This is a genomic window from Fibrisoma limi BUZ 3 (genome assembly GCF_000296815.2).
In the GTDB taxonomy this organism is placed as follows: Bacteria; Bacteroidota; Bacteroidia; order Cytophagales; family Spirosomataceae; genus Fibrisoma; species Fibrisoma limi.
Genome location: NZ_CAIT01000004.1, coordinates 513267 through 535785, shown reverse-complemented (window position 1 = coordinate 535785; position 22519 = coordinate 513267). Strand labels below are relative to the sequence as shown.

Here is a 22519-nt window from a genome sequence, read left to right as displayed (position 1 = left end):
TGTTCAGATTACCATTAAAAACCGATGTTGATACCCGCCGTAATGGTCCGGGGTTGCGGAGCCGAGTAGAAGTCGTTACCCAACCCGATGTTGCCAGCCGCTGCATCGGTGTTCACTTCAGGGTCCCAGCCAGTGTAGTTGGTAAAGGTCAGCAGATTCTGGCCCGTTACGTAGACGCGAACCCGGCTGAGTTTCGCCCGGTTTGTCAGCGTTTTAGGCAAGGTATACCCCAGCGTAGCCGTTTTCAACCGAACATAATCTCCATCCTGGAGGTAACGTGACGACTCGACCGTTCCATTACCGCCCACTAACCGGGCCTGCGGTACGTCGGTGATATCGCCCGGGCGCTGCCAGCGACGCAGTTGATCGCGGGTCTGGTTGTCGAAGAAGTTACCGTTGGCCGACATGTACTGACCGGCTGCGTTGTAGATCTGGTTGCCGAACTGTCCCTGGAACAGGAAGCTAAGCTCCAACCCTTTGTACGACAAGGTATTGGTTACCCCACCGATAAAGGAAGGATTCGGATTGCCGATCACTACGCGCTCGGCCTGGTTCGGATTGTTGGTGGTGCTCCGATCCAGGCTACCGTCTGCGTTGGTGGTATTGCGGTAGTAAAGGGCGTCACCGTTCTGCGGGTCTACCCCGGCATATTCACGGCCAAAGAACACCCCGATCGGGCTTCCTTCCTGCGCCTGGTTGATGTAGCCGCCCTGAATGATCTGCCCGTCGAGGTTCGTGATCTTGTTGGTGTTGCGGGCAATATTCAGGTTGGTGCTCCATTGGAAAGCGCCCCGAACGTTCTGCGTGTTAATGACAAATTCAAATCCTTTGTTTTCCAGCTGACCGACGTTCCGTAGCTGGGTAGCAAAACCGGTTGTTCCCGGTACATTCACGTTCAGCAGCAGATCACGGGTATTCTTCGTGTAATAGTCGATTTCGCCGGTAATGCGGTTATCGAGCAGGCCGAATTCAAGACCGATGTCCGTCTGAAGCGTTTTTTCCCAGCTCAAATCCGGGTTAGCAATCTGCGAGGGAGCCTGCCCTGGAATCCCGCCGTAACTGGCCGTTCCGTCGTACAGCGCCCGCGAGCCGAAGTTCCCAATCTCAGCGTTCCCCGTCAGACCATAGCTGGCCCGCAGCTTCAGATTACTGATAGCCGGAATGTTCTTCATAAACGACTCTTCCGTCAGAATCCAGCCTACTGATGCTGACGGGAAGATACCGTAACGATTGTTGGCACCAAACCGCGACGAACCATCTACCCGGCCTACCAATCCCAGCAGGTAACGGTTATTAAAGCGATAGTTCAGACGGGCGAAATAGGATAGGAAACTAAAGGAGGTTTCGGTCGACAAACCGGCCGTGATGCGGGCCGCAGCGATGATCTGCTTATAGGCGTTACTTGGAAAATCCCTACCCTGCACCTGTGTAAAATTGGTGCTCGATTCCTGGTACGACATACCGACCGTAGCATCGACATCGTGCCGCTCAGCAAACGTCCGCCCAAACGTAAAGAAGTTGTTGGTCGTGTAGTTTACGATTTGCGCAAAGTTGTTGATCCCAACGCCGTTTGGATTACCCAGCAGCGTTTCGCGACCGTAGTATTGCTCTTCGTTCTTAGTCAGGATGTCAGATCCCCACTCCGACCGGAACGACAGGCCGGGCAGAATGCGATACTCGGCAAACACATTCCCTATTACCCGATACGACGTAGTTACGTACGATGCGAAATCCCGGTCGAGCAGGGAATTGTAGTAGTAGGTCTGGTCGTTGAGCCGATTAGTTGTTGGATCAATAACCGGTGAGATGGGCGGCAACGCGACAATCTGCATCGGCGTCGTAAACGAGTTGTCGTTAGCCAACTGGTTGTTGACCGTGCGAGCTACGTTCAGATTAACACCCAGCGTCAGCTTGTCAGTGGCGGAGTGGTCGAGGTTAACCCGACCGCTTAACCGGCGGAAACGGTTACTGATCAGAATACCGCTCTGATCGAGATACGACCCCGATACGTAGAAGCGCGTTTTGGCGTCGCCACCACGGGCGCTCAGGTCATACTGCTGAATGGGGGCATCCTGATACGCCTGATCCTGCCAGTTCGTATTGATACGTCCCTGCTCCCAGTTAGCCCGGTCGCCGGCCGCATTTGACGTGAAGAAGTTCTGAAGCTGCGCCTGGGTAATGTTGGTCAGACCGAGCGCTACCGAGTTGGCCCGCGCTTCTTCAAAAAACTGAACGTATTCCTGCGTATTCAGAAACTCACGCCTGCGGGTCGGGTTGCTGAAACCACCGTAGGCATTCAGTTCAAACTGCGTTTTACCCTGCCGTCCTTTCTTGGTCGTAATCAGCACCACGCCATTACTAGCCCGCGATCCGTAAATGGCTGACGCCGACGCATCTTTCAGGATATCAATGGACTCAATGTCGTTGAAGTTGATGTCGGCAATGGGGTTTGTCAGCGCTGCTGTTGCATTCGGGTCCCCCGGCGCACCGGTTGTAATGGGAATTCCATCGACCACGAACAACGGCTGGTTGCTGGCCGATACGGACGATGAGCCCCGCACCCGGATTTGCAGCCCCTGGCCAACTTTACCGTTCAGGGAGGTGATCTGCACACCGGCGGCCCGGCCCTGAATGGCCTGCTCAACGCTGGTAACGGGCAGATTCTCGATTTCCCGGCCGGATACTTTAGCAATGTTACCTGTCAGGTTCCGCTTCGATTCACTACCGTAGCCGACAACGACCACTTCATTGATCGAGCGCGTGTCGGCCCCTAACCGCACGTTAATTGTGGATTGATTACCAACAGGGATTTCCTGCGAGGTGGTGCCAACGAAACTGAAGACGAGTGTCCCCACATTCGCCGGTACGGTTAAAGAATAATTACCTTCTGAGTCGGTCTGAGTACCACGGGTTGTTCCTTTCACAACGACAGAAACGCCTGGCAGTGGGTTTCCGTCTTCCGCTGAGGTTACTTTCCCGGCTACCCGGCGCTCCTGCGCCAGGGCAGGCAGGGCGAATGCTCCCAACCATACCACAAACAATAAAAATCTCTTCATAGAGCGGTCGTTGAAATTATGTTATGAGAAAATAGGCAGCAAAAGTTGTGGTTAAAATTTTGTTAAAACAACAATTACGTGAAAATTATCAAATTTGTTTTGCTTCAATTAAAACCAACCATACAATTGCTAACGAATTATAATGTAAAATAAAATTTCGGGTAACACAACCCGTATAGCATACTGACAAGTCTTTCGGCACGCCCGTTGTCTTACGGCAAATTATATACGCTGCTTTTCATTTTTCAGCAAGCCTAGTAACTAGCATAAGTGGATGATACGTGGAGTCCTGCGGTCAGGGTGGTGTCAGGTTCAGAACCTGACACCACCCTGACCGCAGGACTCCACCTCTTAAAAACAAATCAGGCTACACCTGCTCGGTATAGCCTGATTTGATACAATTACATACACGACTTCAGAATAGCCTTTTGTATCATGACACCCCAAACCCCTGAAGGGGCTTAGCGCTGCTGATTTCACGTATTCTGGCTGAGCAGTGATAAGCCCCTTCAGGGGTTTGGGGTAAAAGCAATGTGAAACTAGTATTAATAGCCTTCGTTTTGAACAAGGGCTGAGTTAGCGTCAATCTCACTCTTTGGAATCGGCAATACCAGTTTGGGCGAGTTCCAGGGCAGGGTACCCGCATTCTGCCGCAGCCGCTTGATGTCGTGGATACGCAAGCCTTCGAAGGCCAGTTCTAACCGGCGCTCCTGCAGTACGTCCGTGAGCGTGGGGTTGGCAATGGGGGCCAGCCCAGCCCGTGTCCGAACGGCGTTCAGGTCTTCGGCGGGCGTTGCGCCTACCGCCGAATTAAGCCGCAGGTTGCACTCGGCCCGTGTCAGCAGGATTTCGGCAACCCGGATGACAGGCACGTTACCACCGAAATCAGTCCACTTGCCCGAATAGTAGCGAGTACCGGCACCTTTCACGCCGATGTAAAACAAATCTTCACGACGGCTATCGGTGGGGGCATACGACTCGACAAAGCTGTTCAGCACCTGCACATCGCCCCGGCCTACAGCAGCGCCATCCGCCGGAATGCTGGCGTAGAACGTAGTCAGGCCATCGTTGGTGGTTCCGGGGTTGTTCTGCGTATTCTCCTGAATCTCGAAAACGCTTTCGGCCGTGTTCTTATTCCGAAACACATCCGCCACACCGGGGTTAAGCCGGAACTGGTTCGATTGCAGAATCTGGTTGGCGGCATTGAGTGCCTTGGCATAATCGGCCTGTTGCAGATACACCCGGCTCAGGAAACCCAGCGCCGAATACTTATCGGCCCGTACGCCATTATCGGTAGGCAGCAGCGTCGATGCCTTGGTCAGATCGTCCAGTACCTGCGTATAAACTTCCGCTACCGTATTGCGGGCTCTGGTTTCGGCCGCCTGTTCCTGCGTCAGTGTAGGACGCAGCACCAGGGGTACGCCCGGCTGGCTGTTATCAGCGCGAGTGCCCCACGGCAGGGCATACAGCCGTACCAGTTCGAAATACATGATCCCCCGCAGGAAACGGGCTTCGCCTTCAAACTCCGCTTTCTGGTCGGCGTTCTGAATTTTGTCCAGTGATCCGAGGATGTTGTTGGCTACGTTGATCACCTGATAGGCCGTCACCCACGTCCGTTGCGCTTCGGAGTTGGTAGCCAGCATCTGCCGGTTTGCCACCTCCCGGTAGCCCTGGAACGTACCGCGCCACGCTACGTAGTCGTCTGACGCCAGCAGCTCGGCCAGGAGGTTCAGGTTGGTTCCGTACAATTCGGCATCGGCCAGTCCACCGCCCTGCACGCCGGGCAATACACCATACGCACCGATAATGGCACTCTCGATGTCCTGAGCCGACGAAAGCGCCGTCGCTGCATCAACCGATTGCCGGGGTTCAATATTCAGCCGGTCATCGCAGGCAACCAAGGCCAGCGCCAGACCCAGCGATACAATTATTTTTTTCATACTCTATATATCCGTATAGACACCGGGTTAGCTGCCCGGCGCCATGACTGTTTTGCTTAGAAACCTAAATTGATACCAACCGTGAACGTCCGGGCCTGAGGTGGCGTGTAGAAGTCGTGGCCCAGGGCGATGTTGGCTGTCTGGTTGCTGCCGTTCGCGTACTGCGTGTTCACCTCCGGATCGTAGCCGGTGTAGTTGGTGAATGTGAACAGGTTCAACGCCGATACGTACACCCGCGCCGACTGTACGGAGATTTTCCGCAGCAGCGCACTCGGCAGATTGTAGCCAAACGATACGGTTTTCACGCGCAGGAACGAACCATCCTGCACCCAACGCGACGATACGCCCGTGCCATTACCACCCCCAAAAACAGCTCTCGGTACGTTGGTAATATCACCAGGTTTCTGCCAGCGGTTCAACTGATCGACGGTCTGGTTGTCGAAATAGTCACCGTTCACCGACTGATAGATAGCCGCCGTGTTGTAGATGTCGTTGCCGTAAACCCCTTGCAGCAGGAAGCTCAGGTCGAATCCTTTGAACGAGAAGTTGTTGGTCAGACCGCCCGTGAAATCAGGGTTTGGGTTGCCCACAAACATCTCCGGTGCTGCTGCATAGTCGGCAGTCGGATTTCCGTCTGCACCCTGGTACAGCGCATCACCTGTCTGCGGATCGACGCCTACGTACTTCTTGCCGTAGAAAATACCCAGCGGCTGGCCTTCCGTTACGTAGCTCAGGAACCGCGAGTTGGCCCGGATCGGCGATACGTTCAGCTTCGTCACCAGGTTGCGGTTGAACGAGATGTTGAAGTTGGTCGACCACCGGAGCGCTTTCGTCAGGTTCTGCGACGTAATGCTGAATTCTACCCCGCGGTTCCGCAGGCTACCAATATTCCGGGCAATGGTGGTGAACCCGTTAATAGCTGGCTGCGGCTGGTTCAGCAACAGGTCGTTCGTTACCTTATTATAGAAGTCGATCTGTCCGTTGATGCGGTTGTTGAGGAAACCAAACTCCAGACCAATGTCCAACTGCGTCGACTGCTCCCAGCGCAGGTCAGCGTTTGCCACCTGCGACGGACGAATACCAACCTGATCGGCGTAGTTGATGGTACCGTACAGACCGCGAGACGCGAAGTTGGCGATTTCGGAGTTACCCGTCACGCCGTAGCTGGCCCGCAGTTTCAGGAGGCTAAGCGATGGAACCGTGTTCTTGATGAACGGCTCGTCGCTCAGAATCCAGCCCGCCGAAATAGCCGGGAAGAAACCGTAGCGATTGTTCAGACCGAAGCGGGACGAACCGTCGATACGGCCCGACAAACCAATCAGGTACCGATCGCGGAACTTGTAGTTCACCCGCGCCAGGTATGACACCAGGCTAAAGCCGGTTTCGGTTGAGCTGGCATCGGTTTTCTGACTGGCACTGGCCAGTTCCTGAAATTTGTCGTTCGGGAAGTTGCGGGCTGTTGCCGATACGGTCTGTACATTCTGCTCTTGGTACGTAATACCCGCCAGAGCGTCGATGCTGTGCACCCCACCGAACGTCCGCAGGTAGCTGAACGTGTTGTTGGCGGTCCAGTTATTTGAACGGGTCTGTGCCTGATAGCCGTAGCCGGTCGGGGCACCATCTTCCGTTACGCGGCCCTGGAAAATTTCTTCCTGCAGGTTTAATACGTCGAAACCGTATTCGCTCCGGAACGTCAGCCCCGGCAGCAGTTGATACTGACCGAAGAGGTTACCGAATGTGCGGTACGTACGTGCGTAGTTCGACGCGTTGTTCAGCTCAACCAGGTTGTTGTAGTACAACGTCTGCCGGTTGTAGCCGGTCGGATCGTTCGGATCGTAGATCGGCTGGATCGGCGGCAGGGCGTTCAACTGAATTGGGTTCGAGAACGCATTATCACCCGGCACTTTCTTGTTGTTGGTACGAGCAAACGCAATGCTGGCCCCCAGACTGAACTTATCACTAACCGTATGGTCGAGGTTCAGGCGGACGTTGTTCCGCTGGAAGTTGTTGCCGATGATGAAGCCAATCTGCTTGTTAGTGGCCCCCGACAGGTTGAACCGGGTTTTCTCGCTACCACCGTTAATGGCAAAGTTTGCCTGATTTATCGTTCCCTGACGGAAAGCGGCACCGGACCAGTCGCTATTAACCGTTGAATTCGGATCAAGACCATAGCCCGGGAAACCGTCGTTCGGGTCGTTCGGATCGATACCAGCGTTGGTCAATGATTCCTTAAACAACTCCAGATACTGCGGACCATTCAGGAATTCACGCACCCGGGTCGGGTTGCTGATGCCGGTGTAGTAGCCGACCTGCACGTTGGTCCGACCGGCTTTACCGCGCTTGGTGGTGATCAGCACAACGCCGTTGCTGGCCCGGGAGCCGTAGATCGCCGATGCCGACGCATCTTTCAGGATTTCGATGGATTCAATGTCGTTCGGATCAATGTCGGCCAACGGGCTAAACTGCTCATTGTCCGTCGTGTTCAGGTCCTGCGACGTAATGGGAATACCATCCAGTACGTACAGCGGCTCGTTACCGGCCGAAATCGACGCGGCTCCCCGAACACGGATCTGAAGTGCTGTTCCCAGCTTACCGCTGCCCTGCGTGATCTGCACACCTGGCGTGCGGCCCTGTAGCGCCGTTTCGAACGTTTGGACGGGCAGGTTAGCAATGTCTTTCCCGCTGATACTGGCCTGTGAACCGGTCAGGTCACGGCGCTGCTGCGTACCGTAACCTACAACCACCACCTCGCTTAACGCGCGCGAATCGTTGGTGAGCGCTACGTTAATCTGGCTGCGGTTTCCAATAACAACTTCCTGCGCCGTGGTTCCCACAAAACTGAACACGAGTGTTGTTGCAGTGCTGGGTACAGAGATTGAGTAGTTACCTTCGGCATCCGTCTGCGTACCCCGTGTTGTTCCTTTGATTTGTACAGAAACACCAGGCAGCACGTTGCCATCTTCCGCCGATGTGACTTTCCCGGTCACCCGACGATCTTGTGCAACTGCCGGGAGGTGCAGAACCCCCACCATTAAAAGCAGAAGCAATATAATTTTTCTCATAAAGTGGTATTGTGAGATAAGTAAACTGCAAAATTAAATATTAAAAATCTGTTAACACAAGAGAGATTCCGAACAATATTTTCAACAATTCAATTAATGACACAGATAAAAATGGAACGTTGCAGGCAACCAATATTTGATAGTATTTTTTTGCAGCAAACTCGTTAAATAATAAAATAGCAGGACTGATCGCCTTGCTTTTTTTGTTAAATGATGGCTATTCACCTCAGCGCAATGAACGCATTATTTGTACTTAGTCATTTCCTACTCGCTCTATTCGTGCAGAGTCCACAATACGATAGGGCAGGTAAAGAGCCTAAACCGCAGCCTACGGTTTACATCTTTCTGAATACCGAATGTCCGGTCTGCCAGCAGTACACCCCACGGCTTGCCGACCTATATCGGCGCTTCAGGAAATCGGACGTGCGCTTTGTGGGTGTTTATCCGCTTCGGACAGACCTACCTCAAACCATCCGGCAATTTCATAAACTATATCAGCTTCCGTTTGCGGGGCAGGCCGATCCAGGTGCCAGGCTCGCACGCTATTTTCGGGCTCACGTTACACCTGAAGTTGTTCTGATGGCTGCAGATGGAACAGTAAGCTACCAGGGCGCCATTGACGACTGGTACGTATCGCTCGGGAAGCATCGGCCCTCCCCTACTCAACATTTTCTCCGTGATGCGCTGGATGCGCTGCTGGCCGGGCAACCTGTTGCTGTTCCGCGGACGGATGCGGTGGGGTGTCTGATTGAATAGAGCGTGATTCGCTATTTCACGTAGTAGAAGACCAGATTCATCATTTCGTCGGTGGAGTTCCAGCCGTAGCCTACCTGTCGAACCGGGCGGTTGGGATTAAGCGGATTCTGGTCGGTATTGTCGTATGAAGCCTCGGCGATGATGGTCGAGCCTTTAGGCAACACAAGTGGCTCGCGAAAAAAGTAGGATAACTGCCAGTTAAAATCCCAATTGTCAATTTTTATTAATTGAATAGCATCGCCGGCGGGCGTAATGGCAAACGCCTTGATCGTCTGGCCCAGCCAATGCATATGCGGCATCACTGATAACAACCGAATCGTGTCGCTGATCGGGCCATAGTTCATGTAAAACGTCGGGCGGGTATTGGCCGGCAGCACAAATGGCTGATTAGTTATATCATTCTCCGTTAGTGTCAGCGTCCGAACTTCCCGTTCCACCGGCTTTCGGGCAAAATACAGCCGAACCTCCGACTGATCGGTTTCGGGTTTCGGCGACGGAGCATAGTGGAGATTCAGGATTAGGTCGCTGCCCGCCGGAATGCGCTTGGCGGCCCCTACCGGAAACGTAACGCGGTCGTTGCCGGGTACCCAGCCGTAGAGGAATGCATCGGCTAAAGGCGTCCGCTGGAAGTCCCGCAGCCGGGGATCATCTTCCGCCAGGCCGTCGATCCCTGCCATAGTCCCCGTCGAATCAACCATCAGTCGACTGTGGTGCAGCCGTTTGCGATTCTGCGGTACAAATTCGATGGCTTCTACCCAAACGTCCTGCCTTAGGCCCATCGGTACGTGAAAATACCGGAAATCTTCGCGGCCGTCGCCTTTGATAGCATACGGTTTCATACGCAGCACCAGATCAGGCTTTCGTTGCTGGTCTGCACCGGATACACCAATTGCCGAGGGAGATGACTGGTCAGACCTTCGGTGCAGACCGGTCATCTCCCTCGGTGTACCCTCCGGCATTCCGGCCTGTACCCACTGCTGAATCAGGTCAATTTCGGCATCCGACAATCCTCGTTCGTTGGCGTAGTGCTGAAACTCCCGATCGGCCGGAAATGGTGGCATGTACCGGGCCTGTGTCACTTTGGCAATGAACTTTCCACGCTTGGCTACGTCCTCGTACGTCAGCAAGCTGAACGGCCCGACGCCCCCGGAATGATGACAGGGGGTTCCACAGTGTCGTGTAATAATTGGTTTAACGTGCTGGACGTAGGTAGGCGACTGAGCTACAATAACATGGCTCATAAACAACCAAAGCAGTAGCCAAAAACCAGTTCGCCCGTAGTACATAGTCTCTAGTGATGAAAAAAGCAGCAATGGGGTAAGCCCATTGCTGCTCCAGTACAAATTACAGGCACGGTTATCTGACTGTAAAATTCAGGCGGCAATTTGAATTGGCCTGAGACACCGGCGTAGGATCGAGGCAGATACTTTCTTCGTTCCACACTCTAAATACTAGGCCGTCGGAGGTGGTAAGCTCCCACGTCACAACAAAGGCATCGGCATTAGCAACTGTCCTACCGCCAACAACCTGTGGTCCCTGCAACCGGGCACCGGCCGGGCGAGGACGAGCAGGGTTTTCGAAGACTTTTACCGCGTTTACCTTGTCGTACTTCACGGTTGCATCTTTGTACAGATTGTAGATTTCATTGGGGGTGATGCTGAACGTGTTCCATTGCCGGTTAGCTGCGGGCGACTCAATCGTTTTTACAATTTTCCCTCCGCTGCCCAGCGACACCGTTTTAGGGTTACCATCCGGGTCGGTGTACGACTCGATCATATCTGCTTTAATAACGATCTTGGTAACAGTCAGCTTGTTATCGAGCGATACCCAACGAATCTTCAGATCCAGCTTTGCATTGTCCTGACCGGTTAATGGGAAATTTCGACCGTTGGCTGCAAAGTTGGCTTTGTCACTCGTCCCTAATTTACCCTCGGGTATGTCCGCAAAAACAGTTAATGCGTGAACCCCCGGCTCCCAGGGCTTATTGGGGTTGAGGGCCTCATCTCGGCAACCTACCAAAAGCGCAATTACGGCTGATAATGAATATATTAAATATTTTTTCATTGTTATTATCCGTTTTCCGGCAACTCAACCACGCCTACGGTTAGCTTTGGTTGAGCTACCTGTAATTCATTTAAAACTCCCACTTCACTTTTACTTTATCCCAGAAAATTGGGTCCCGGTCAAAAATAACGTCGGTGATGTACTTGGCTGCATTCGGGTTCAGCGCACCTTCCTGCTGAGGATACGGCAACCGCAGCGCATACTGACGGGGCGGCCTCGAAATTGGAGCCTGTACACCAATGGAGAACTGCTTGAACTGGCTCTGAATCGGATAACCCGTCCGCCGTTGAAGGTTCCAGATTTCCATACCCTGTCCCCACGAGCAGAACCAGATTTGCTTGGCCACTACGTTCAGTTTAGCCTGATTAGTCGTTGCCGCATCGTATAGGCCCAGCCATGCTTTTACGTACGCATCAACATCGGCCGTAGCCGGGGCTTTTGCCTTACTGGGATCTGATTTGAGTCCCTGCGCCACCACCACCGCAATCTGTTCGCGCATGGCAGCCTCAAACAGCGCCTTCGCATCGCCGGTTACGCCGGTTCCATCCAGGATCGCTTCAATCTGGTAATACTTGGTGTTCCAACTGTTAATCAGTGGCCACTGCCCGTTGCCGCCGTAGTTCAGCGAGGCTTGCCCGGTCAGCGCTACGGCTGGCGTACTCCGATCAGAATAAACTCCACCGGCTGGATACGTACCCGGGGTAGTCCGTAACGGACCATCGGCAGCCGCACCTGATACGTCGGCCCGGTCGCGGCCAAAATACCCGGCGATGTAGGCCAGATCAGCGGCCGGGACATCACCTGTGATGCTAAACGCCCGTTTATATTCATCCAGGAACGACGCCCGTAGGGGCAGATACGACCCACCAAAAGGCGTGGTACCCCGGTCGGTTGGGTTGTTCTGATCGAGTACCCGGGCTGTTTGCCGATAAAAGTAAAAAGGCAGACGCGGGTCCTTGTTCAGGATCATTTCGCCCATCAACTGGTGGTTGATGTATGTAGGATCACCCTGCCCGGCATAAGTGAAATACCAGGGATGCCGGTTATCGGCCGGGGATATCTGCGTTGAATACAGATATGTCCAGTTCTGCGCCGGGGTTGTGATAAACCCACCTGCATCAAAAGCCGCCTTGAGCTCAGCATTGCCGTTGGTGCGACCTTTGCGCGAATTCAGCAGCAGGCGCAGCTTAACGGTTTTGGCAATCCGTGTCCAGGTCGTTGCGTTGCCGGCTCCCATATAGTCGTTGATTACGGCCACGGGCTGGGCTTTAGCTAATTCGGTAACTGCCTGATCGCACAGTTTGAGCAGGTCTTCGTAGATATCCGAATCTTTGTCAAACTTAGGCGACTTGTTGGGTTCTGCTGCGTTACCTTTCCAGGCTTCCGAATACGGCATATCCCCGAACATATCCACGTAGTTACCCATCGAATAGGCTTTGAGCACCAGGGCAATGCCCCGGTAACGGGGATTTTTGCCATCTTCAGTGGCTCGCAACAACTCTTCAATGCTTTGCAAGCTTTGAAACGCGCCATTCCAGGTTCCCTGGTAGCTGGTATTACTCAGATTATACGCATCGGCAGAATTCCAAAGACCGGCGAAGCCCATGGCGTTGCTATTAACAGCGCCGAACGCGTTGACGGCTGCATTCTCGGCTACCGGTAACAGCAGCCCCAGCGAACCCGTTGCTGGTCGGTTGGGATCAGTATTTATATCCAGTTCGGTCAGGTTACACGAACTGACTACGCTGACAAGCCCAGCCAGTACCAGTGTCCTGATTATAGTCAGATTAACCATCTTAATTCGGTTGTTAACAGTTAGGTAAGAAGCAAAAACGACAGCGGGCCGCCATTTTTGATCGTAATTAGAAGGAAGCATTGAGGTTGACCCCGAAACGACGTGTCGAAGGCGAAGCCCCCAGATCAAAACCCTGAATGTTTGAATCGGCGAAGTTTGACAATACCTCTGGGTCAAAATTCAGCCCTTCCAGCATATTGGGTGCATAGAACCACAGGTTACGACCCGATACTGACAGGCGCAGACTACCGAACACTTTCGCGTACCGTTGCAGGAAAGCCTTGGGAACGCTGTACCCCAGCGATACCTCACGCAGCCGCACCACACTGGCGTCATAAATATTCACCTCATCCGCTCCGTAAGCCCCGTATCCATCCGTAAAGTGGTACTGGAAAGCCGTCATGGCGATGGTGTTTTTGATTGGCTTCCCATCTTCGCCAATCAGTGGCTTGTACGTGGCCGGATCGCCCAATACGCCAGGGATTACCCGCATTCCTTCGCGATCTTCCGAGTTTTTCAACTGCCCCCGCAGCAGCAACGAAGCCGCCGTACTTGAGAACAGGCTTCCACCGGCTTTGTAATCCACCAGCACCGACAGGTTGAAGTTTTTAAACGATACGGTGTTGGTCCAGCCCAGTGTATATTTTGTGTTTGGGTCACCGATGATTCCTGAACTAGCCGCCCGGATCGGCAAACCAGTGTTCGGGTTGATGAGGAGATTTCCGTTTTCATCCCGCGCATTCCTCGACCCAATGATCTGGCCATACGGCAGGCCGTTGCGGAAGATAGTTCCCAGCGACGACAGGCCCGTGCCACCGATAAAAATTTCTCCGCCCGGGCCAGCATCCTCAACTCGTGAGCGGATGCGGGTATAGGCTACGAACGAACTCCAGGTAAGTCCGTTTGCGGCCCGAATCGGAACGAGCGTCAGGCCAACCTCCCAACCTTTGTTCGAGATTTTACCGGCGTTGGTGATTTCGGTAGCAAAACCCGTGGTCCGTGGCAACTCGCGGGTAACAATCAGGTCGGTCGAAATCCGGTCGAAGTGCGCAACATCAACCCCAATCCGGTTATTTAAGAACTGCAGCTCAGCGCCTAACTCAACCTCCGAGGTAAATTCAGGTTTGAGGTTGATGTTATTCAACTGGCTGGGAAGGCTGGCAGTCGAAATGGCCGTTCCATTGTAAAACGTACGACCGAGGTTGTAAGCCGTGAACACCTGATACGGGTCAGCATCCTTACCAACCATGGCGTAGTTGGCCCGCAGCTTACCAAAGTTCAGGATGTTTTTCGGCAGATTCAGCACCTCCGTGAACACGAACGAACCTGCTACGGCCGGGTAGTAGTAACTGTTGTTACCGGCCGGCAACGTAGACGAGTGGTCATTCCGCACTGACGCCGTCAGGAAGGCGAAGTTGTTGTAGCCCAGCGTCAACTCACCAAAGATGCCGTACAAACGGCGTGTGTACCTGTAATCAGCCGCGTTCTGGTTCAGCGTCCCGCCAATCGTCAGCACATTCGGGTCGATAACCGGCGATCCGGTAACGGACGATTCGGTGTAGGTACGTTCGTTGGGGTTAAAGCCAAGCAGCAGTTTCGCATTAAACTTTTCCGAAAAATCATGCTGTGCCGTCGCCAGAAACGTAAAGTCAACCTCCGTTTTGGTCAGATCCTGGCGGGATACAGAGCCTAATGGCACGAACGTACCACCGGGACGAATCACGTTCTTGCGGGTTTCCGAATACGTGTTGAGTCCACCACGGGCGGTCAGATTCAACCAGGGAGTCACGTCGTAGCTCAGGGTCATATTCCCGTAAATCCGGTTGACGGCGGAGTTGTACAGGTTATATTTGGCCGTCCAGAGCGGGTTATCCAGGGCTCGGTAGAATACGTTTGACCCGTCGACGGGGTTTTCGAACGGATAGTTATTGAGGTCATAGTTACGGGGCAGGTAAAACAAGCGTCCATAAATAGAGCCTGCCGACGCCAACCCGCCATAGTCAGCGTAATAACCCGCCCCCGACTGTGGACTTTGCTGATTGGTGTTCGTATAGGCCACACTACCGGCTACGTTAAGCTTGTTCGACAACGTAGCGTTTCCGCCAAAGCTCAGGGTAGTACGTTCCGTAAATGAGTTAGGAATAATACCTTCGTTTTTTGTCCGCGAGACGGATGCATTCAGCGACGTCTTATCCCCGGTTGAGGTGATCTGAATACCGTTTTCCAATACTTTACCCGTCCGGAAAAACCCGCCTATGATGTCGTGCGGTACCAGCGGTACGGCAATACCCCGGCCATTCGGTTGCAACAGTTCCGGGAAAGCCGTCTGGTAACGAGCCGCCCCGTAGGGAACGGTCGCATCGACGAGTGGGTGGGGAATCGTACCGGCTGGGTAGTCGGGATCAACTACTTTAGAATACCGATCAAACCCTAAGGCCGCATTAACCCGATCCACTTCGGCTGGAAAAACGGTTCCCCAGTTACCAATAAAACCCCCGTTATACGTCTGGTTAGACCCTTGCGTATAGGTGTTCTGATAGTCAGGGATTGAGGATACGTTTTCGATCGAATAGGAAGAATTGAAATTGACTTCTAACCCTTTGCGGGCCGATTTGCTACCCGACTTGGTGGTGATGACAATTACCCCATTAGCAGCCCGCGAACCGTAGAGCGCTGAAGCAGCCGCGCCTTTCAGCACGGTCATATTCTCGATGTTGTTGGGATCGATGTCATAGGCCCGGTTGGTCGTCACTGTGTTCTGGTTATACCCCTGTGTGGAGTTAACCGAGTTATCGAAGGGAATACCATCGACAACGAACAGCGGCTGGTTATTACCCGTGAACGAGTTATTTCCCCGGATGGTGATCCGTGTACCGGCACCCGGAGCTCCGTTCCCGGCCGTAATATTTACACCCGGTACCTTACCGGCCAGTGCCCGCAGCGGGTCCGGCTCTGAGCGTTGCTGTAATAAGTCGCCTTTAACGTTCGATACGGCATAGGCAAGGGCTTTTTTATCCCGCTGAATACCGACAGCCGTTACCACAACCTCCGTTAATTGCTTGGAATCATTTTCGAGCCGGACGTCGATGGATGAGCGGTTGCCAACTTCGACTTCCTGCGTTGCTGAACCGACGAAGCTAAATACCAGTTTGCCTCCTTTATCAGGCACGGCAATTGAATAATTACCTTCGGCGTCGCTGTTTGTACCCTTCGTTGTTCCTTTCAGAACGACCGATACACCTGGGATCGGTGCACCATCATCGGCAGACGTGACTTTGCCCGTGATCTTCCGCTCCTGAGCCCATGCCGTGGCCCAGGATGAGCATACTACAAGTAAGCTCACCAGTAGAATTCTACTCATGTACAGTTTAAGTTAGGTCAAGAAAACGTGTTACTTCAGCAAATCTAATAATTGGCCGACACTTTACAAATAATTTACCTTTAAGCTTAATCTCATTATAATATTTCAAACTATTACTAATAAATAAAATTTTATTTTGTGTCACTTAGATTGGGTGTTAGTTATTTATACTTAAAATTTATTCTGGTGATAGTACAAAAATGTTCCGCCTGTGCTGAAAACAAAAAAGCCAGGCTATCAACCTGGCTTTTTCATGCTTATCTGAATTTTATATTATGTAGCCGACAATGAAGGGTTGGTCAGCGCTTTTTCTAACTCATTTGCCATCGAGCGTGTGTGCAGATAACCGAACCGGAACATATCCCGGGCTTTTTTAACATCTGTTACGCTGTACTGTGCCATTTCTGCCGGCTCAATCAATACATTGCATTTTGAAAAGCGCTCTTTAGTTTTATTCTGCACGGCCAGTACCAGGCTTCGCTCAATAACTCCTCGCATGGAGGTGAGGGGCTTCCTCGGCCCCAAGACGTTGCAATGTGAACCGATCACGAAATCGACCTTATTTTCAATCAGTTCCACGGGCAGATTATTAAGTACTCCTCCATCAACGTACTGGTGTTTGTTGATATAGAGCGGCTCGAATACGCCCGGCAGGCAGCACGAAGCGAGCACGGGTCGAATTAGTTCTCCCTGCTCAAACACCACAGCTTCACCATCATTGATATCAACGGCCAGAACGTGCAGCGGAATGCTCAACCCTTCAAACGAATCGTGTGGAATGTATTTCCGGTATAATTCCGCAATACCGTCGATGCGCAGCAGGCCCATTCGGTTCCAGGCCGGTCGCAGGTGCCGCATAAATGACGACGATTCAATTAATTTCAGGGCTTCGTCGGGAGTATATCCCTGAGCGATCAGCGCACCGGTGATGGCTCCGGCGCTGGTTCCCGCGATCCGGTCGAAGGTAATGCCCATTTCCCGGAGCGCCTTCATAACACCCAGGTGTGCAAATCCCCGCGCTCCGCCCCCGGATAAAACCAAACCTATTTTCATGACAAGTCAAGTACGTATTAATATAGCCAGTTTAACATCTGCCGGTGAGACTACGGCAACACCGCGACCGCGAAACATTGAACTCATTACTACAACGCTGACAGGAAGGGTTCGGTTTACGATCTCACAGAAAGTCGGCCAGTCGGCCCTTTTCCTTAATACGCACACCCTTATCAGTATGTTCAACCGTGGCCGCTTCGACTACCGGATCATGTTCAAACACCAGAATCCAGTCGTCATCAGCCGCACGTTTCAGCAGTTGCGCCTTTTCATCCATAGTCAGCAATGGCCGGACGTCGTAGCTCATTACGTAAGGCAGCGGCACATGCGCCGACGACGGAATCAGATCGGCGACGTAGGCTACCAGCCGGCCATTCACATGAAAGATGGGCAGGGTCATTTTTTCGGTGTGGCCATCGACGTACACCAAGGCAATCGTTTCGAAAGGAAATAACTGTTGGTTCAGAAACTTCAGTTGACCGCTTTGCTGTAGTGGAAGAATATTTTCGGCCAGAAAGGACGCTTTTTCGCGGGGGTTGGGCTGTATGGCCCAGTCCCAGTGCGCGGAGTGGGTCCAGTACGTAGCGTTCGGAAATGCCGGAACCAGCCGGTCGCCGTCGCGCTTAACAGCCCCTCCAACATGATCAAAGTGTAGGTGGGTCAGTAACACATCCGTTACATCGGATTCGGAATAACCGGCCGCCTGAATAGACCCTACTAACGAGTGTGTACGGTCGGGAGCATAATGCCCGAAAAATTTAGCGTCCTGTTTATCCCCAATTCCCGTATCAACCAACAGCAGGCGTCGGTTAGCCGTGCTGTTGTCCGGTTCGAAGAGCAGGCAGCGCATCGCCCAGGTACAGCGGTTCTGCTCATCGGCCGGATTGAGTTTGTTCCAGAGAGGCTTAGGCACGACGCCGAACATAGCGCCCCCGTCTAATTTGAAAAGGCCAGTATCGAGGGTTTGAAAATGCATACGGTCTGTTTTTCGGCAAATTACGTCTTTAGCCGTAAACCATAGGCAACGATTACCGATCAGCCGTGTACTTCCCAAAGGATTTTTCGACACGGCCTTGCTGGACAAAGTCGGGTCGCCCCCACAAAAAAGCCCCGGTTCAAGGCGAACCGGGGCCGGATTAACATGTATGGGCGGTTGATCAGATGGATGCTTTCACACTCTTTCCGATTGAAAGCAGATTCTCCGGTGACTGATAACCAATAACTTTCTTAAGTACGCGTCCGTTACCATCAATGAACAGCAGCGTAGGATACGCTTCCAGCGGATATACCTGCGACAGCGCCGGGCCTTCGCCTTTTTCCATGTCCATCTTTACGTTGATGAACTTGCCGTTGAAATAATCGCCTACTTCTTTCTGCGTAAATACCTTTTTCTGCAACAGCTTGCAGGGACCGCACCAACTCGCATACGCGTCCAGGAAAATGACTTTCTTCTCGGCTTTGGCACGCTTGAGTACCTCTTTCCAGGACGATTCTGTAAACTGAATACCAGGTTCGCTGCCCTTGGGCGTTTTATCATCTCCAGCCACTGCCGCACCCAGCGTAACAGTCAGCATCATCAGCATCCAAAACACTTTTTTCATACGCAACTAATTAGTTTCGTTTCCTATAACGCAGCGTCCCATCGCTTTCGTTTCACGACCGCTTTGTTGACCACCAAATTACAGCACAAGATTGATAATCCCAAACCCAGCCGTCCCGCTCCACACCGCACAATGCCGCAAACCACGAAGGACGGCGGCCGGGTTTGTTAGCGTTTAAACGTCGGTTGCTGTGCCTATGTTGTCAATCTTTCCGAACTTTGTGCACATTTACCATTGAATTGTATGCCTGTCAAGCAAGCTCAGTTTGTTATCAGCAATTCCGATCCGGCCAAATGCCCGGCTCCCGACCGCCCCGAATACGCATTCATCGGTCGCTCGAACGTAGGCAAGTCGTCATTGATCAACATGCTGACCAGCCGGACGTCGCTGGCTAAAATATCGGGCAAGCCCGGCAAAACACAACTAATCAACCATTTTCTGATTGACAACGAGTGGTATCTGGTTGATTTACCGGGCTACGGTTATGCACAGGTAAGCAAGACCGAACGCGACAAGTTTGCAGCACTGATCAATGGCTACCTTACCACCCGCTCCAATCTGCTCTGCACGTTCGTGCTGGTCGATTCGCGCATTGCCCCCCAGAAGATTGATCTGGATTTTATGACTAATCTGGGCGAACAGGGCATCCCGTTTGTGATTGTGATGACCAAATCAGAGAAACTAAGCGCCACCAAACTACAGGCTACGCTTGAACAGTATCGGGCTACGCTGCTCGAAACCTGGGAAGAGGCTCCTCAAATCATTGTCACGTCGGCCATAACTGCTGCCGGGCGTGAAGAGGTGCTGGCTTTGATCCATTCATTGAACAAAGAGTTCAGGTCAAATTAGATAACACCCGCTAAATTCGCGGTTTAATTAAAAGCAAAGGCAATACGTCTGCTTAAGCGGGCGTTACCATTTTATCGAGTAAGCATGGAAGCATTAAAACAAATCGCCAACATCGCCGGCCAGAGTGGCCTGTTTCGTATTCTGAAACCCAGCCGCACCGGTGTGATTGTTGAGTCGCTGGACGACAAAAAAGCCAAGACTATGATGGGGCCAACTGCCCGAGTCTCGGTTCTGAATGATATTTCGATCTACGTCGATACGCCCGACCAGTCAATTCCTCTGGCCAATGTACTGACGGCGATCAACGAAAAATATGGTGAGAACCTGACGGTCAACGCGAAAGGCTCTAACGACGAACTGGCCGATTTCATGGAGTCGGTGGTTCCGGAGTATGATCGCGAGCGGGTTCGGGCCAGTGATATTCGGAAACTGATTACCTGGTACGGTATCCTGCGTCAGTACGCCCCCGAGGTGTTTGAAACGCAGGAAGCCGCTCCGGCTCCTGAAGCTGAAACGGCCCCCGAAACAACCGATTCAGCGGAAACGCAGGAGGAATCTAACGCATAACTTTTGTTGTATCGGATCAGACCACGGTCGATTCCCGGTATAACAAAGAAAGGTCTCCATTTTCAGTGAATAGTAGAAAAGCCGCGATGGGCCATTGGCTTCGCGGCTTTTTTGACTTTTTAACGACTATTGGCAACAAGGTCTGACGGAACGTCTGACCGGCTAATCAGGCACGTTCAGGTCTCTGTACGCCCCTGTTTTCGGGTTAGACGTGTGTCAGACCTTTTCGTTAGTCCACCACACTCAATTTTACCGTATTGGTTCGGCGCGACTGCGCCAGCGGCATACTTAGGGTGTTGATAAAGATATCACCCGACTGCAGCTTCCCTTTTTCAACCAGCGTTTTCTTGATATCATCGACGGTCTGGTCGATGGTCAGGTCTGCGCTCGGTTCGTGCGCAATCACCTGAACGCCCCAGTACAACCCAAGGGTGTTGCGCAACTGCTGGTCGTTGGAAAACACGAACAGATCAGCTTTGGGGCGGTGGTGCGACAACCGCACGGCCGTGTATCCGGAATTAGTGATGCCGATGATGGCCTTTGCCTTCGTATCACGAGCCAGCCGGCAGGCACTCATCACTACGTTGTCGTTGATAACATTCTCCGTCGGCTCCTCGTTGACATGCGCGTGGTAGCGGAAATAGATTTTTTCGCTGCTCTTCTCAACCTGCCGGATCGTATTGGCCATGCTTTCTACGGCCAGAATCGGATACTTTCCTGACGCGGTTTCGGCGCTCAGCATGACGGCATCAGCCCCGTCGAGTACGGAATTGGCAATGTCGTTAATTTCGGCGCGGGTCGGACGAGGGGCATCGATCATGCTTTCGAGCATCTGCGTCGCTACGATGACGGGCTTGGCAGCCTTGTTGCATTTCTCGACCAGCATCTTCTGAATCATCGGCACCTCTTCGGCGGGCAGTTCAACCCCCAGGTCACCCCGGGCTACCATCAGGCCATCGGTAGCCGCGATGATTTCATCGATATTTTCAATGGCTTCCGGCTTCTCAATTTTGGCAATAACGCGGCTGCTTTTACCTTTCGACCGGATGTATTCCTTGATCTCCAGGATTTCGGAAGCCTGCCGTACAAACGACAAAGCAATCCATTCGGCGTTATTTTCCAGCCCGAAGTCAAGGTCAGCCCAGTCTTTTTCCGTAACAGACGGCATGGAGACTTTCGTATTGGGCAGGTTCACGCCTTTTTTGGATTTAAGCGGTCCACCGTACACGACTTCAGTAATAACATCCGTACCGTCGACGCTCAGTACTTTCACCTCCAGCTTGCCATCGTCCATCAGTACGCGTTCGCCGGGTTGCACATCGCGGTACATATCCTTATACGGTGTACTGACGCGCTCGGCCGTGCCAACCACTTCGTCGTTGGTAAAGATGAGTTTGTTGCCAGGAAGAATCAGGACGCCATCCTTATTCTCAACGTTACCAATGCGGATCTTGGGCCCCTGCAAATCCTGCAGAACGCAGAGGTTGAGGCCATACTCTTCGTTTATTTCGCGAATGCGCTGCAAGCGGGCAAGGTGGTCTTCGTGCGTACCGTGGGAGAAATTGAGCCGAAAAACATTCACTCCCGCTTTGGCCAGTGCCAGTAGTTGTTCTTTGGATTCGGAAGCTGGGCCAACGGTGGCCACAATCTTGGTTTTTTTGGACATGAGTAAGGAACAAATGAGGCAAAAGCGGCCAGAAGCCGGTGCAAAAATAACCGGCTACCGGAAAAATGTGCGTAAAATTTTTGCGAAGGCGTTATTGACAGGTTATAAGCCTGCTACCATATGATGTTAACCAGAGGTTGATATAACGAAAAATTGTGATCTGAAGAAACAATATTCAATTGTTCTGCAAAAGCAATAGCTAAAATCAATCGATCAAATGGATCACGATGCTGATCATAGAATGGAATCATTGTGTAAGCTTCAATATGTGAAGCCATTAAGGGTAACCAAACGAAACCAGATTGGACAGAGCCCTCAATAATATCACGTAATGATTGCTTGATAGTGGGGCTCTTACCAATTGTCGATTTTATCGCTATTTCAAAAAAGTTGATGGGGCTTACATAAACAATTTCAGCATCCTGAATACTTTGCAAAGCCTTACCTGTCAACCTTTCCTGGCTATCGAGCGACCAGATTAAGGCCTGTGTGTCCAGCAAAATATTCATCACATGTAGTCTTTTAAGTCGTCAATCGGGTCATTAAATTCTTTGGACGACCAGTATGGATGAGCAAACATACCCTTCAAACGGCCTAACTCACGTTTTGGCTTTGTAATCTCCTCTACCAGTTCCTCTACTACAGTTACTATAATTTTTGCTTTTCCTGATTTAATTGGCAATTCTTCGTCCAGATGGATTTGCCCATTTTCATACGTTCCAGTTACTGTAGTTAACATAGCTCAACAG

The 22519-nt window shown here is 52.2% G+C and carries 16 protein-coding genes; 3 read left to right on the top strand and 13 right to left on the bottom strand.

Annotated features, from left to right (window positions below; translation table 11 throughout):
* Window positions 1-14: 14 nt before the first annotated feature.
* The 3 genes from BN8_RS02680 to BN8_RS02670 form a co-directional block, all read right to left on the bottom strand.
* On the bottom strand, window positions 15-3056 hold the full coding sequence (locus tag BN8_RS02680) for a SusC/RagA family TonB-linked outer membrane protein (RefSeq protein ID WP_009280244.1): 3042 nt from the start codon (window positions 3054-3056) through the stop codon (window positions 15-17).
* Between the two features lie 545 nt (window positions 3057-3601).
* The gene (locus BN8_RS02675) at window positions 3602-4996 is read right to left on the bottom strand and encodes a RagB/SusD family nutrient uptake outer membrane protein (RefSeq protein ID WP_009280243.1); all 1395 of its coding nucleotides are present in this window, start codon (window positions 4994-4996) and stop codon (window positions 3602-3604) included.
* Between the two features lie 56 nt (window positions 4997-5052).
* The gene (locus BN8_RS02670; RefSeq protein WP_009280242.1) at window positions 5053-8058 is read right to left on the bottom strand and encodes a SusC/RagA family TonB-linked outer membrane protein; all 3006 of its coding nucleotides are present in this window, start codon (window positions 8056-8058) and stop codon (window positions 5053-5055) included.
* Window positions 8059-8292: 234 nt separating this feature from the next.
* Between BN8_RS02670 and BN8_RS02665 the strand changes: the two genes are divergently transcribed.
* Window positions 8293-8814 (top strand): redoxin domain-containing protein, encoded by a 522-nt coding sequence (locus BN8_RS02665; protein ID WP_192579014.1) that lies wholly within the window; start codon window positions 8293-8295, stop codon window positions 8812-8814.
* A gap of 11 nt (window positions 8815-8825) precedes the next feature.
* Here the strand turns inward: BN8_RS02665 and BN8_RS02660 are convergent, their stop codons facing one another.
* The 7 genes from BN8_RS02660 to BN8_RS02630 form a co-directional block, all read right to left on the bottom strand.
* Window positions 8826-10055 (bottom strand): monooxygenase, encoded by a 1230-nt coding sequence (locus tag BN8_RS02660; protein ID WP_229367647.1) that lies wholly within the window; start codon window positions 10053-10055, stop codon window positions 8826-8828.
* A 115-nt stretch (window positions 10056-10170) separates the two neighbouring features.
* Window positions 10171-10878 carry a hypothetical protein gene (locus tag BN8_RS02655; RefSeq protein ID WP_009280239.1) on the bottom strand — a complete coding sequence of 236 codons (708 nt, stop codon included), beginning with the start codon at window positions 10876-10878 and terminating at the stop codon, window positions 10171-10173.
* A 70-nt stretch (window positions 10879-10948) separates the two neighbouring features.
* Entirely contained in the window at window positions 10949-12754 is a 1806-nt protein-coding gene (locus BN8_RS02650) for a SusD/RagB family nutrient-binding outer membrane lipoprotein (RefSeq protein WP_009280238.1), read from the bottom strand.
* The gene (locus BN8_RS02645; protein WP_009280237.1) at window positions 12741-16034 is read right to left on the bottom strand and encodes a SusC/RagA family TonB-linked outer membrane protein; all 3294 of its coding nucleotides are present in this window, start codon (window positions 16032-16034) and stop codon (window positions 12741-12743) included. Before BN8_RS02645 ends, BN8_RS02650 begins: the two co-directional genes overlap by 14 nt.
* A 273-nt stretch (window positions 16035-16307) precedes the next feature.
* A complete protein-coding gene (locus tag BN8_RS02640) occupies window positions 16308-17087 on the bottom strand; it encodes a patatin-like phospholipase family protein (RefSeq protein WP_009280236.1) in 780 nt (259 codons plus the stop codon).
* Window positions 17088-17211: 124 nt separating this feature from the next.
* Window positions 17212-18063 carry an MBL fold metallo-hydrolase gene (locus tag BN8_RS02635; protein ID WP_009280235.1) on the bottom strand — a complete coding sequence of 284 codons (852 nt, stop codon included), beginning with the start codon at window positions 18061-18063 and terminating at the stop codon, window positions 17212-17214.
* Window positions 18064-18244: 181 nt separating this feature from the next.
* A complete protein-coding gene (locus BN8_RS02630) occupies window positions 18245-18688 on the bottom strand; it encodes a thioredoxin family protein (RefSeq protein WP_009280234.1) in 444 nt (147 codons plus the stop codon).
* 243 nt (window positions 18689-18931) lie between these two features.
* Here BN8_RS02630 and yihA point away from each other — a divergent pair, with 243 nt between their 5' ends.
* Both yihA and BN8_RS02620 read left to right on the top strand, forming a co-directional pair.
* Window positions 18932-19537 carry a ribosome biogenesis GTP-binding protein YihA/YsxC gene (yihA, locus tag BN8_RS02625; protein WP_009280233.1) on the top strand — a complete coding sequence of 202 codons (606 nt, stop codon included), beginning with the start codon at window positions 18932-18934 and terminating at the stop codon, window positions 19535-19537.
* A gap of 84 nt (window positions 19538-19621) precedes the next feature.
* Window positions 19622-20104 (top strand): DUF5606 family protein, encoded by a 483-nt coding sequence (locus BN8_RS02620; RefSeq protein WP_009280232.1) that lies wholly within the window; start codon window positions 19622-19624, stop codon window positions 20102-20104.
* A 229-nt stretch (window positions 20105-20333) separates the two neighbouring features.
* Here BN8_RS02620 and pyk read toward each other — a convergent pair whose 3' ends face one another.
* The 3 genes from pyk to BN8_RS02605 all read right to left on the bottom strand — a co-directional run bounded on the left by pyk (window position 20334) and on the right by BN8_RS02605 (window position 22509).
* The gene (gene pyk / locus BN8_RS02615; protein WP_009280231.1) at window positions 20334-21770 is read right to left on the bottom strand and encodes a pyruvate kinase; all 1437 of its coding nucleotides are present in this window, start codon (window positions 21768-21770) and stop codon (window positions 20334-20336) included.
* 113 nt (window positions 21771-21883) lie between these two features.
* Complete coding sequence (locus BN8_RS02610; RefSeq protein ID WP_040005274.1) at window positions 21884-22279, bottom strand: type II toxin-antitoxin system VapC family toxin; 396 nt, start codon at window positions 22277-22279, stop codon at window positions 21884-21886.
* Complete coding sequence (locus BN8_RS02605) at window positions 22279-22509, bottom strand: hypothetical protein (RefSeq protein ID WP_009280230.1); 231 nt, start codon at window positions 22507-22509, stop codon at window positions 22279-22281. Before BN8_RS02605 ends, BN8_RS02610 begins: the two co-directional genes overlap by 1 nt.
* Window positions 22510-22519 lie beyond the last annotated feature (10 nt).

Excerpts from the sequence above, each read along its gene's own strand:
- BN8_RS02605 (WP_009280230.1), bottom strand. The coding sequence starts at position 22,509 with ATGTTAACTACAGTAACTGGAACGTATGAAAATGGGCAAATCCATCTG.
- BN8_RS02670 (WP_009280242.1), bottom strand. The coding sequence starts at position 8,058 with ATGAGAAAAATTATATTGCTTCTGCTTTTAATGGTGGGGGTTCTGCAC.
- BN8_RS02660 (WP_229367647.1), bottom strand. The coding sequence starts at position 10,055 with ATGAGCCATGTTATTGTAGCTCAGTCGCCTACCTACGTCCAGCACGTT.
- BN8_RS02630 (WP_009280234.1), bottom strand. The coding sequence starts at position 18,688 with ATGAAAAAAGTGTTTTGGATGCTGATGATGCTGACTGTTACGCTGGGT.
- BN8_RS02665 (WP_192579014.1), top strand. The coding sequence starts at position 8,293 with ATGAACGCATTATTTGTACTTAGTCATTTCCTACTCGCTCTATTCGTG.
- pyk (WP_009280231.1), bottom strand. The coding sequence starts at position 21,770 with ATGTCCAAAAAAACCAAGATTGTGGCCACCGTTGGCCCAGCTTCCGAA.
- BN8_RS02675 (WP_009280243.1), bottom strand. The coding sequence starts at position 4,996 with ATGAAAAAAATAATTGTATCGCTGGGTCTGGCGCTGGCCTTGGTTGCC.
- BN8_RS02640 (WP_009280236.1), bottom strand. The coding sequence starts at position 17,087 with ATGAAAATAGGTTTGGTTTTATCCGGGGGCGGAGCGCGGGGATTTGCA.
- BN8_RS02635 (WP_009280235.1), bottom strand. The coding sequence starts at position 18,063 with ATGCATTTTCAAACCCTCGATACTGGCCTTTTCAAATTAGACGGGGGC.
- BN8_RS02610 (WP_040005274.1), bottom strand. The coding sequence starts at position 22,279 with ATGAATATTTTGCTGGACACACAGGCCTTAATCTGGTCGCTCGATAGC.
- BN8_RS02620 (WP_009280232.1), top strand. The coding sequence starts at position 19,622 with ATGGAAGCATTAAAACAAATCGCCAACATCGCCGGCCAGAGTGGCCTG.
- BN8_RS02680 (WP_009280244.1), bottom strand. The coding sequence starts at position 3,056 with ATGAAGAGATTTTTATTGTTTGTGGTATGGTTGGGAGCATTCGCCCTG.
- yihA (WP_009280233.1), top strand. The coding sequence starts at position 18,932 with ATGCCTGTCAAGCAAGCTCAGTTTGTTATCAGCAATTCCGATCCGGCC.
- BN8_RS02655 (WP_009280239.1), bottom strand. The coding sequence starts at position 10,878 with ATGAAAAAATATTTAATATATTCATTATCAGCCGTAATTGCGCTTTTG.
- BN8_RS02650 (WP_009280238.1), bottom strand. The coding sequence starts at position 12,754 with ATGCTTCCTTCTAATTACGATCAAAAATGGCGGCCCGCTGTCGTTTTT.
- BN8_RS02645 (WP_009280237.1), bottom strand. The coding sequence starts at position 16,034 with ATGAGTAGAATTCTACTGGTGAGCTTACTTGTAGTATGCTCATCCTGG.